A 10,202-nucleotide genomic window follows, 5' to 3' on the forward strand; every position below is an offset into this window, starting at 1 on the left:
CATCAGCCCGCCTCCCTCGCGAAGAGCCGCCGTGGTCCCCGGGAGTCCGGCGGGCCGGGGAACAACCGTTCGATCTGCACCACCAGCCGGGCGTCGCCGGTGACCGTCATGTCCCCGCGCAGCAGCGCCGCGATCCCGTCCTCCCGGCCGGCCGCCATCTGCTCGAACATCGCCGGGCTGGTCCAGACCACCGTGTCGGCGTCCCGGTCCTCCCGGCTCACCCGGATCCGCCCCCGGTCGACCTGGATCAGCCAGTGCGTGGTCTGGGCGTCCTCGTGCAGGTCGAAGCGGAGGGTTCCGGAGGTCTTCTCCAGCAGCGGCTCGAACCCCCGCCGGTCCAGGTCCTCGAAGAACCTGGTGGTCGCGTCCACCATTGGTCCACCCCCTACGGCGTCGGAGAACGGGTCCCCGTCGCGGGCGGGCCCAACCTCACCCGCTCCGGGTGAGCCCCGCGCGGACCCCGGAGACGGACACGCCGGCCCCCGCGTGGGCGGGGGCCGGGCGGTCCGCGGCGGACGGGCTCAGTTGTTCGGGTCGTCGGCGCTGATGTCCGCCAGCACCGACTGCGGTTCACGTTCCACCGCGAGGTCACCCATGGAGACCAGCCCCACCAGGCGGCCGTCGTCGACGACCGGCAACCGGCGTACCGCGTAGGTACGCATCAGGTCGGCGGCGGAGACCGCGTCGTCGTACGGGCTCACGGTGATCACGTCCCGGCTGACGACCTGGTTGAGCCGGGTGTTCGCCGGATCCCGCTGCTCCGCGACCCCTCTGACCGTGATGTCCCGGTCGGTGATGATGCCGGCCACGCCGCCGTCGGCGGTCACCACCACGTCACCGATCGCGCTGTCCCGCATCACCTGCGCGGCGGCGACCAGCGTGTCGTTGCCGTCCATCGTCACCAACCGGGTCGTCATGAACTCTCCGACCGTCGTCATGGTGCTCCCCTCTCGGTGTCGGCAACCCGCCGTCTACCCGGAGGCCCCGAGGGGTAACACGCGGCGCGACGGCCGGCGGCGGATCCATCCCGGCGGAGGTGGCGCGACGGGGCGGCCGGCGCGGCGTGGTCAGCCCCGCGACGGCAGGCCGTACAGGCGCTCGACGTGCAGCCGCAGCACCAGCCGGCGGTCGGCGACCATGGCCCGGCGGTAGTCGTCCCAGTCCGAGTGCTCGCCCGCCAGCGCCCGGTAGAGGTCGACCAGTTCCTCGACGGTGGCGTCGTGCGGGTCGGTCGCGGCCGGGGTCAACTCCGCCCGCCCCTCGGCCACCGCGTACGTCCAGCCGTCGTCGCTGCCGACGTGGAAGCTGGCGCGGGGGTCGCGCCGCAGGTTCGCGGTCTTGGCCCGCCCGTCGGTCACCGAGACCCGGATCACCCGCTGCTGCGGGTCGTAGCCGTACATCACCGTGGACAGTTGCGGGCGGCCGTCGCGCTTGAGCGTGGCGAGCACCCCCAACCGCTGGCCGGCGACCAACTCGGACAGGGCCTGCTGGGTCTGCTGATCCGTCACGGCGTCCTCCACCTCACGCGATCGTCCCGGCCCTCCATCCAAACACGGACGGCGGGCCGGGACGGGGAACCGGCGGACCCGGGTCAGCCGCGCTCGCCCGGCGGAGCCGGGTCAACGACGCTCGCCCGGCGGAGCCGGGTCAGCGACGCTCGGCGGCGACCAGCTCGGCGAGCTGCACCGCGTTCAGCGCGGCGCCCTTGCGCAGGTTGTCGTTGGAGCAGAACAGGGCGAGGCCGTGCTCGACCGTCTCGTCGGCCCGGATCCGCCCGACGTACGTCGGGTCCTGGCCGGCGGCCTGCAACGGGGTCGGCACGTCGGCCAGCGCCACCCCGGGCGCCCCGTCGAGCAGCTCCACGGCCCGCTGCGGGCTGATCGGCCGGGCGAACCGGGCGTTGATCTGGAGCGAGTGCCCGGTGAAGACCGGCACCCGCACGCAGGTGCCGGAGACCTTCAGCTCGGGCAGCTCCAGGATCTTGCGGCTCTCGTTGCGCAGCTTCTGCTCCTCGTCGGTCTCGGCCGAGCCGTCGTCGACGATCGAGCCGGCGAGCGGGAGCACGTTGAACGCGATCGGCTTGGCGAACGAGCGGGGCGCGGGGAACTCCACCGCCGTACCGTCGAAGGCCAGCCCGGTGGCGTGCTCGACGACCTTGCGGACCTGCTCGTCCAGCTCCGCGACGCCGGCCAGCCCGGCGCCGGAGACCGCCTGGTACGTCGAGACGACCAGGCTGACCAGCCCGGCCTCGGCGTGCAGCGGGCGCAGCACCGGCATGGCCGCCATCGTGGTGCAGTTCGGGTTGGCCACGATGCCCTTGGGGCGTACGGCGACGGCGTGCGGGTTGACCTCGGCGACGACCAGCGGCACGTCGGGGTCCATCCGGTAGGCCGAGGAGTTGTCGATCACCACCGCGCCGGCCTCGGCGACCCGGGGGGCCAGTTCCTTCGCCGTACCCTTGCCGGCGGAGAAGAGCACGATGTCCAGCCCGCGGTAGTCGGCGGTGGCCGCGTCCTCCACCGGGACCTCGCCGCCCCGCCACGGCAGGGTCCGCCCCGCCGACCGGGCGGAGGCGAACAACCGCACCTGCTCCGCCGGGAACTCGCGCTCCGCCAACACCTGCCGCATGACGCCACCGACCTGGCCGGTCGCGCCCACAATGCCGATCCTCATGCCCGCGAGGCTACCCAGCCCGCCGGCCACACGGGGAACGCTTTCCCACCGCCCGGACCCGCTCCGACCTGCTCCGCACCGTTCACCGGGGCCGCACCGACCGCAACGACACCCCGCACACGCCCACCGGGGCCGGAGGATCCCCCGTCTTCCCCGCCCCACACCGCAACTTCCCACCCCCACCCCGTCCCGCCCGCACGCGCCGGCCACCCCACCCCGAGCGACCAACATCACCCCACCCGCATTCGTCGATCAAGGGATCCCGGCAGGCGGACACGACGTCCGGTCACCGGAAATCCCTTGATCAACGCTGGGTGGGGTGAGGGGGGCAGGGGTCAGGAGGTGGGGTCGGCGAGGGGGGCGAGGCCGGCGGCGGTGAGTTCGTCGCGGATGACGGCGGCGTCGCCCTCGACGACCAGGGTGAGCGCCTCCGGGTGCAGGTGGGCGGCGGCAGCGGCGGAGACCTGCTCGACGTCGGCGGCGAGCAGGTCCGCGCGCAGCCGGGCGTGGTAGTCGTCCGGCAGGTCGTGCACCACCAGGGTGGTCAGCGCCGAGGCGATCGACCGGGGGCTCTGCAACTCCACCGAGAGCTGGCCGGCCCGCCAGGAGCGCGCCACCGCCAGCTCGTCCTCGGTCACCCCACCGACCTGGGTACGGGTGATCTCGCCGACCGCCTCGACCAGGGCCGGCGCGGTGACCGCCGTCTGCACCCCGGAGCTGACCATGAACCGGCCGAACCGGCGGGACGTGCCGAACTCGCCCCGGATGCCGTACGTGTAGCCGCGCACCTCGCGGATCAGGTGGTTGAGCCGGGAGGTGAACGCCCCGCCGAGCACCGTGCCGGCCAGCGTCATCGGCACGTGGTCGGGGTGTGCCCGGTGCGGGGCCGGGTGCCCGAGGCGCAGCGTGGACTGCACCGAGCCGGGCCGGTCGACCAGGATGATCCGCCGCTGCTCACGCAGGGGCACCTCGATCGGGCCGCCCCGCTCCACCGGCCCGCCCCCGGTGCCGGCGAACGCCGCCGCGCCGAGCGCGTCCAGGTCGATCCGGTCCAGGTCACCGGCGACGACCAGGGTCCCCGGCCGGATGAACCACTCGGAGTGGAAGACGGTCACGTCGTCGACGTCCAGCCCGGCGACCGAGTCCGGGTCGCCGTACATCGGGCGGCCCCACCGGTTCTCCACGCCGAACAGGTCGGCCCGCAGCGCCGCGTCGGCACGCGGGCCCGGGTTCGCCCAGTCCATCCGTAGCGCGGTGGCCTCGTCGTCGCGGACCCGCCGGACGTCGGCCGGATCCAGCCGGGGGGTCCGGACCGCCTCGGCGAGCAGCTCGACGGCGGCGGTCAGCCGGTCCACCGGCACCTGGACGCTGACCTGGAAGGAGTCCCAGTCCAGCCCGGTCACCAGCTCGGTGCCGAGCCCCTCGACGGCCAGCGCGTACGTGGTCGCGTCCCGCTGGGCGGTCCCCTCCTCCAGGGCCTTGGCGAGCACCCCGCCGACGCCCTCCTTGCCCACCGGCTCCCGGCCGGCGCCCGCGTCGAGCAGCAGCAGCGCGACGGCGAGGTTCTGGCCGGGCAGGTGCGCGGCGACGACCTGCCCACCGGCGACGGTGCGGCGGACCACCGCCGGGAACCGGTACGGGCGGGCGGTGCCCGGGCCGGGGCGGGCGGCGATCAGCGTCATGCGGTCTCCTCGGGGAGGTAGCTCAGGGTGGCCCGGTCGGCGGCGCCGAGCACCTCGGCCGCCGCCTCGGCGATCTGCTCGGCGGTCACCGCGAGCAGGGCCGGCAGCCGCTCGCCCGCCGTCGCCGGGTCGCCGAACTGGGTGGCGTACCGGCCGAGGGTGTCGGCCCGGCCGTCCACGGTGGCCATCTGCCGCCACCACGAGGTGCTCAACAACGCCTTGGCGCGGTCCAGCTCGGCGGCGGTGACCGGCACCGTGGCCAGCTCGTCGACCACCTCGGCGAGCCCTTCGGCGAGCCGCTCGGCGGTGACCCCCGGCCGGGCGGTGGCGGTGGCGATCAGCGGGGCCGGCGCGTGCGCCAGGTCCACCCCGTACGCCCCGACCAGGTCGGGCTGGGCGATCCGCTCCCCGTCGGCGAGCCGCTGGTAGAGGCGGCTGCCCCGGCCGCTGCCGAGGACCGTGGCGAGGACCGTCGCCACGTCGTACCCGGGGCTGCCGAACGGGTACGTGCGGTGCGCGACGTACACCCGGGGGGCGGGCACGTCGGCGGTGACCGTCTCCCGGACCGGCTGCCCGGTCGGGGTGACCGTCCGCCCGTCGGGGGCGGGCGGGATGTCCGCGCGGGCCGGGAGGGCGCCGAAGTACTTGTCCGCCAACGCGAAGACCTCGGCGGCGGGGGCGTCACCGACCACGGTCAGCACCGCGTTGTTCGGCGCGTAGTAGGTCTGGTGGAACGCCTGGAAGGTGGCCAGGTCGGCGGCGTTCAGGTCGGCCATCGAGCCGATCGTGGCGTGGTGGTACGGGTGCCCCGGCGGGTAGAGCATCGGCAGCAGCCGCAGCCAGGCGTCCCCGTACGGCACGTTCTCGTACCGCTGGCGACGCTCGTTCTTCACCACGTCACGCTGGTTGTCCAGCGTCTCCTGGGTCAGCGCGGGCACCAGGCCACCCATCCGGTCGGCCTCCAGCCAGAGCGCCAACTCCAGGTGCTCGGCGGGGACCGTCTCGAAGTAGTTGGTCCGGTCCGGGTTGGTGGTGGCGTTGAGCGAGCCGCCCGCGCCCTGGATCAGCTTCATGTGCTCGGTCTTCGCCACGTTCACCGAGCCCTCGAACATCAGGTGTTCGAAGAGGTGGGCGAAGCCGCTCTGTCCCGCCGGCTCGTGCCGTGATCCCACGTCGTACCAGAGGTTCACGGCGACCGCCGGCGCGGTCCGGTCCTCGCTCACCACCACGCGCAGGCCGTTGTCCAGTCGGGTCGTCTCGATGGGCCAGGGGTAACCGCTGTCGGGCATGGGCCCGACGCTATCCGATCACGGCCGCGAACGGTGTCGCGCCACCACGGCGCGGCGCACGATCGGCCGCCCACACCGTTCCAGCCGGCCGCACCGAGGCGGCGCGGGGCCATCGACCGGTGTGCCGGCATCGACCGGCCCCGACCGGGTACCGCAGGGTCATGTCCCTGTCGAGCCTCGTCGACCGTATGGCCGCCGTCCTGGCCCGCTGGCGGCGGGCCCGCCTGCTGCACCCGCGCGGTCGCTCCTGCACCGCCGAGGTGGTCGTTTGGGGAACGCCCGGTCGGCCGACCGGGGTCGGGCTCGTCGACCGCCCCGGCCGGTACCCGGCCCTGGTCCGGTTCTCCCGGGGCACCCCCACCCCCGACGGCTGGCCGGACGTGCTGGGACTGGCGGTACGGCTCTACGACGCGGACCCGGCGCACCCGGTGGACCTGCTGGTCAGCTCCAGCGCGGCCGGCCCGCTGCGGCGGCATCTGCCGGTGCCCCGGCGGCGGTTCACCGGCGTGTACAGCACGATCATGGCGTACCGGGCCGGCCGGCGGCGGCTCTGGTTGGCGGTGCTGCCCGACCCCGCCTCGCCCGACCTCGGCCGGAGCCTGGCCGACGTCGACGCCGCGCTCCGGACCGGTACGCCCCGGCTCCGCCTCGCCGTGGCGTCCGCCGTGGGGCCGTGGCGGGTCTTCGGCGAGGTACGCCTCGGTGACCCGCTCGACGCCGGGGTCGACGCCGCCACGGCCTTCGATCCGATCGGTAACCTGCCGGCCGGTCTGCGCGCGACCGGCCCGTTCGCCCGGCTGCGGGACCGGGCCTACCGGGGCTCCCGGCGGGCCCGTGGCGCCACCACCCGCCCCGACCACCCCACCGGGCCGCCCGACCCCACCCGGTCGGACGGCCCGGCTCAGTCAGGCGGCCCGGGTCGGTCGAACGGCCCGGCTCGGTCAGGCGGCCCGGGTCAGTCGGACGGCCCGGCTCAGTCGGGCGGCTCGACGGCCGTCACGGTCTGATTCGAGGTCCGTCGCTCCAGCACGGTGTCCGGCGCGGCGTTCGGGACGTTCTCGCGCAGGTCCGACTCGGCGAGGATGGCGGCGGCCTGCGCCTGGGGGTCGTCGCTGCCGACCGCGGCCTCCTCCGGCAGCAGGTGGGCGCGGGACTCCACCCGGTTCTGGTCCTGGGGGAATTCACTCATGGCACTCTCCTACCCCGCGCGCTCCCTCGCCACGCGCGTGCGAACCGGCTCGCCGGCCGGACGTCGCCGGGCGCCCGGCGACGGTGCTCACAATGTGGTGAGCGGGTGGGATTTCCGGGCCGGTCGGGTAGGGTGGTCCGCGTGACGCGGTCGTATCGATGGTTTAGGCAGCCGGCTCCGAAGCCGGTGACTTCACCGTGATCTGACGTCACCACACTTCGAGCCGGCTGGGCGGGGCGAGTACCCGCCCTTTCGCGTACGAGCAGCCGGCTCGTCCCGGGCGCCGGCCCTGGGCACGGTCGGCGGAAGGAACCCACCGTGACGACCCCGGACACCGATCGGGTCATCGACCAGCGGATCGACCGTGTCGTGCCGCTGACCACCCCCGCCCTGCTGCACCACCACCTGCCGCTGGACGCCACCCTGACCTCGGCCGTCGTGGCCGGGCGGCGGGCGGCCGGCCAGGTGCTGGACCGGGTCGACGACCGCCTCCTGGTGGTGGTCGGCCCCTGCTCGGTGCACGACCCGGCGGCGGCCCTGGAGTACGCGGGCCGGCTGCGGGAGGTGGCCGACCGGCTCTCCGACGACCTGCTGGTGGTGATGCGGGTCTACTTCGAGAAGCCGCGCTCCACGGTGGGCTGGAAGGGCCTGATCAACGACCCGGGGCTGGACGGCTCGGGTGACGTCAACACCGGTCTGCGGACCGCCCGCGCGCTGCTGCTCGACGTGCTGCGGCTCGGGCTGCCGGTCGGCTGCGAGTTCCTGGACCCGATCACCCCGCAGTACATCGCCGACACGGTGGCCTGGGGCGCGATCGGCGCCCGTACGGTGGAGAGCCAGGTCCACCGGCAGCTCGCCTCCGGGCTGTCCATGCCGATCGGGATGAAGAACCGCCCCGACGGCAGCATCGGCACCGCCGTCGACGCGATCCGGGCGGCCGGCGTGCCGCACGTCTTCCCCGGCATCGACGTCTCCGGTACCCCGGCGATCATGCACACCCGGGGCAACGCCGACTGCCACCTGGTGCTGCGGGGCGGCAACGACGGCCCGAACTACGACGCCGCGTCGGTGGCCGGGGCGCTGGACCTGCTGCGGGCCGCCGGGTTGCCGGAGCGGGTGGTGGTCGACGCCAGCCACGCCAACAGCGGCAAGGACCACCGCAACCAGCCGAAGGTGGTGGCGGACGTGGCCGCCCAGCTCGCCGCCGGTCAGCGGGGCATCGCCGGGATCATGCTGGAGAGCTTCCTCCAGCCCGGCCGGCAGGACCTGGACCCGACCCGCGAGCTGGAGTACGGCAAGTCCGTCACCGACGCCTGCATCGGCTGGGACACCACCACCGAGGTGCTCACCGAACTCGCCAGCGCCACCCGCGCCCGCCGCGCCACCCTGCCCACCCCCGCCTGACCGTCCGCGCCCCACAAAGGCCCTCGCTCCGCCCCGGTGTGGCCCACCGGGAACGGAGCGGGACGGGCGACGGCCGGGCCCCAGAACGGAACGGGCGACGGCCGGCCCGGGAAGACGACAGCGGCCCCGGGTGGGACCCGGGGCCGCTGGTGTCGGTGTGCAGGTCGCCTCTCGGCGAGTGGCGCGACGCGGCTCCAGCCAGACGGTATTCCGCGACGGCATTTTAGGTGAGGCCCGGGGACACTGGACACACCGACACCTCGTTCAACTCCGGCCCCCCGCCCGGTGTTCCGGGCCCGGTGGTGGTCCACGTCACATTCGGTACCGGTCCGCCGGGAGGGCCGAGCGCGGCGGGGGCGGCGTGACGTTTGACCGGTTCGGCGACGGGTAGCCGAACCATCGTGACCGACAGAGCGCCTGTGACCGGCGGAGCACCCGGGTCCGGCAGCGAACCCGCGACCGGCGGCATCCCCGTGACGGACGACCTCCTGGCCGAGCCCACCGGGCCGGACGACCCGGCGACGGGCCCGACGCCCGGGGTGGATCTCGACCTGGACCTCGACCCGGACGTAGCGGAGCTGGACGTGCCGGAGGTGGACGTCGACCTGGACGTGCCGACGACCGCCCGCGCGATGACCGATCCGGCGGTCCGGCAGGACCTCGACGACCTGCTCGACGACATCTACCACGGGCAGGAGCGGATCAGTCAGGCGGAGATCCAGCGCCGGGCCGTCGCCGCCGAGTTGCCGGCCGAGCTGCTGACCCGGATCTCGGCGCTCCCCGAGGGCGAGTACGCCATGGACGAGGCGGCCGACCTGCTGGGCGGTTCGGGGGTGTGAGCCGCGCCGTCGCCGGCACGCCACCACCGGGCCATCCGGCCTCGCCGCGGCCCGGGGCCGCTGGCGGGCCCCGGCGGAGCCGACCCCGCCGGACCGCCCGCCGACGCCGGGCCCTGGCTGGTCCTGCCCGCCCGGCGCGGGCGACCGGACCCGGGTCGAGGACGAGAGGACTGCGGAGATGACCGAGCGCGAAAAAGACCGACGGGACGAGCCGGCTCTCGGCCAGCCGCCCGGGGGCACGGACCCCGAACCCGACCCCGACTTCGCCAACGAGCACGACCGCACCGCCGTCGACCGTGACGTGGTGACCGGAGCGGACGCCGACGAGCGGGAGACCGAGGCGCCCCGGGGCTGGTCCGGCATGCAGCGCTGACCACGGCCCGCGCGGGTGACCCACCGGCAGGGTCGACCCGGCAAGGTCGACCCTGGCCCGCGCGGGTGACCCACCGACACCGCACGTGTGCCGTGCGTGACCCGCGCGGGCCGGGGTGCCGGCGTACCGGGCTAGTCCTCGGTGTGCCGCCCGCCCTCGGCCTTCTGCTGCGCGACCGCGTACGCCATTTGGAGGAAGTCGGAGGCTGCGACGGCGGTCAGCGCCGTGGCGACTAGCCTCGTGAGCCGAGGGGCCAGCACCAGCCCGCCGGTGAACCCGGTCGCCACCCAGACGGCCAGACAGAACGGGCAGCTCAGCAGCTCGCCGATCGCGTGGCGGGTGGAGCTGCCGGAGTCGCGTACCTGCTCCATCACCTCGCCGCTGCCGATCGGCTTGTCGTACCGGGTGAACGGCGCCCGCAGCGGACTGGTCACCGCGTCCTTGGTGAGCAGCCGGCTGAGCTTGTGAGTGGCGATCGAGAGCAGCAGCACGTCGCCGGGGGCCGGGCGGTCCGGTACGGGTCGACCGGTGAGCCGGACCAGCCCGGCCAACGCGCCGGTGACCCCGGCGTAGGTACCCATCGCCGCCAGGTACCCGCCCAGCGGCCGGTGCTCGTGTGGCGCGTACGCCTGGCGCAGCCGCGCCACCTTGTCCTTCAGGCCGCTGTCGGTCACCGGCACGCTCCTCGGTCTCGTGGTCGGGGTCAGATGGATGGATCGGTGTGCCGGCACACCACGGAGGCGGTGGGGCCGG

12 protein-coding genes are annotated in these 10,202 nt (G+C 74.6%); 4 read left to right on the forward strand and 8 right to left on the reverse strand.

The genetic code is table 11. From position 1 onward, the window contains the following. Positions 1-2: 2 nt before the first annotated feature. The 6 genes from AWW66_RS21370 to AWW66_RS21395 all read right to left on the reverse strand — a co-directional run bounded on the left by AWW66_RS21370 (position 3) and on the right by AWW66_RS21395 (position 5,644). Positions 3-374, reverse strand: coding sequence for an SCP2 sterol-binding domain-containing protein (locus AWW66_RS21370; protein ID WP_067369377.1), 372 nt, complete (start codon positions 372-374; stop codon positions 3-5). Between the two features lie 147 nt (positions 375-521). Then, positions 522-938 (reverse strand): CBS domain-containing protein, encoded by a 417-nt coding sequence (locus AWW66_RS21375; protein ID WP_067369380.1) that lies wholly within the window; start codon positions 936-938, stop codon positions 522-524. A gap of 129 nt (positions 939-1,067) precedes the next feature. Then, positions 1,068-1,508, reverse strand: a complete 441-nt coding sequence (locus AWW66_RS21380; protein WP_067369397.1) for a PPOX class F420-dependent oxidoreductase — start codon at positions 1,506-1,508, stop codon at positions 1,068-1,070. Positions 1,509-1,647: 139 nt separating this feature from the next. Beyond that, on the reverse strand, positions 1,648-2,673 hold the full coding sequence (locus AWW66_RS21385; protein ID WP_067369399.1) for an aspartate-semialdehyde dehydrogenase: 1,026 nt from the start codon (positions 2,671-2,673) through the stop codon (positions 1,648-1,650). Between the two features lie 335 nt (positions 2,674-3,008). Next, positions 3,009-4,355, reverse strand: a complete 1,347-nt coding sequence (locus AWW66_RS21390) for a M16 family metallopeptidase (RefSeq protein WP_067369383.1) — start codon at positions 4,353-4,355, stop codon at positions 3,009-3,011. Further along, complete coding sequence (locus AWW66_RS21395) at positions 4,352-5,644, reverse strand: M16 family metallopeptidase (protein WP_067369385.1); 1,293 nt, start codon at positions 5,642-5,644, stop codon at positions 4,352-4,354. Before AWW66_RS21395 ends, AWW66_RS21390 begins: the two co-directional genes overlap by 4 nt. A 161-nt stretch (positions 5,645-5,805) precedes the next feature. Here AWW66_RS21395 and AWW66_RS21400 point away from each other — a divergent pair, with 161 nt between their 5' ends. Further along, positions 5,806-6,651 carry a catalase family protein gene (locus tag AWW66_RS21400; RefSeq protein ID WP_067369387.1) on the forward strand — a complete coding sequence of 282 codons (846 nt, stop codon included), beginning with the start codon at positions 5,806-5,808 and terminating at the stop codon, positions 6,649-6,651. Here AWW66_RS21400 and AWW66_RS21405 read toward each other — a convergent pair. Continuing rightward, entirely contained in the window at positions 6,618-6,833 is a 216-nt protein-coding gene (locus tag AWW66_RS21405) for a hypothetical protein (protein WP_067369389.1), read from the reverse strand. The two genes, AWW66_RS21400 and AWW66_RS21405, sit on opposite strands and share 34 nt — an antisense overlap. Positions 6,834-7,151: 318 nt before the next feature. On the opposite strand from AWW66_RS21405, the gene AWW66_RS21410 reads away from it, so the two are divergent. The 3 genes from AWW66_RS21410 to AWW66_RS21420 all read left to right on the forward strand — a co-directional run bounded on the left by AWW66_RS21410 (position 7,152) and on the right by AWW66_RS21420 (position 9,449). Next, positions 7,152-8,237: a 3-deoxy-7-phosphoheptulonate synthase gene (locus tag AWW66_RS21410; RefSeq protein WP_067369390.1), complete on the forward strand. Its 1,086-nt coding sequence runs from the start codon at positions 7,152-7,154 to the stop codon at positions 8,235-8,237. 632 nt (positions 8,238-8,869) lie between these two features. Next, entirely contained in the window at positions 8,870-9,076 is a 207-nt protein-coding gene (locus tag AWW66_RS21415; RefSeq protein ID WP_067369401.1) for a hypothetical protein, read from the forward strand. Between the two features lie 178 nt (positions 9,077-9,254). Next, positions 9,255-9,449 (forward strand): hypothetical protein, encoded by a 195-nt coding sequence (locus tag AWW66_RS21420; RefSeq protein ID WP_067369392.1) that lies wholly within the window; start codon positions 9,255-9,257, stop codon positions 9,447-9,449. Positions 9,450-9,580: 131 nt separating this feature from the next. On the opposite strand, the gene AWW66_RS21425 is transcribed toward AWW66_RS21420, so the two are convergent. After that, entirely contained in the window at positions 9,581-10,123 is a 543-nt protein-coding gene (locus AWW66_RS21425) for a DUF1360 domain-containing protein (protein ID WP_067369403.1), read from the reverse strand. Positions 10,124-10,202 lie beyond the last annotated feature (79 nt).

The sequence above is a fragment of the Micromonospora rosaria genome, assembly GCF_001567585.1.
GTDB classification, from domain to species: domain Bacteria; phylum Actinomycetota; class Actinomycetes; order Mycobacteriales; family Micromonosporaceae; genus Micromonospora; species Micromonospora rosaria.

Coding starts and splice junctions, on each gene's coding strand:
- AWW66_RS21370 (WP_067369377.1), bottom strand. CDS start 374: ATGGTGGACGCGACCACCAGGTTCTTCGAGGACCTGGACCGGCGGGGG.
- AWW66_RS21375 (WP_067369380.1), bottom strand. CDS start 938: ATGACGACGGTCGGAGAGTTCATGACGACCCGGTTGGTGACGATGGAC.
- AWW66_RS21385 (WP_067369399.1), bottom strand. CDS start 2,673: ATGAGGATCGGCATTGTGGGCGCGACCGGCCAGGTCGGTGGCGTCATG.
- AWW66_RS21390 (WP_067369383.1), bottom strand. CDS start 4,355: ATGACGCTGATCGCCGCCCGCCCCGGCCCGGGCACCGCCCGCCCGTAC.
- AWW66_RS21395 (WP_067369385.1), bottom strand. CDS start 5,644: ATGCCCGACAGCGGTTACCCCTGGCCCATCGAGACGACCCGACTGGAC.
- AWW66_RS21400 (WP_067369387.1), top strand. CDS start 5,806: ATGTCCCTGTCGAGCCTCGTCGACCGTATGGCCGCCGTCCTGGCCCGC.
- AWW66_RS21405 (WP_067369389.1), bottom strand. CDS start 6,833: ATGAGTGAATTCCCCCAGGACCAGAACCGGGTGGAGTCCCGCGCCCAC.
- AWW66_RS21415 (WP_067369401.1), top strand. CDS start 8,870: ATGACCGATCCGGCGGTCCGGCAGGACCTCGACGACCTGCTCGACGAC.
- AWW66_RS21420 (WP_067369392.1), top strand. CDS start 9,255: ATGACCGAGCGCGAAAAAGACCGACGGGACGAGCCGGCTCTCGGCCAG.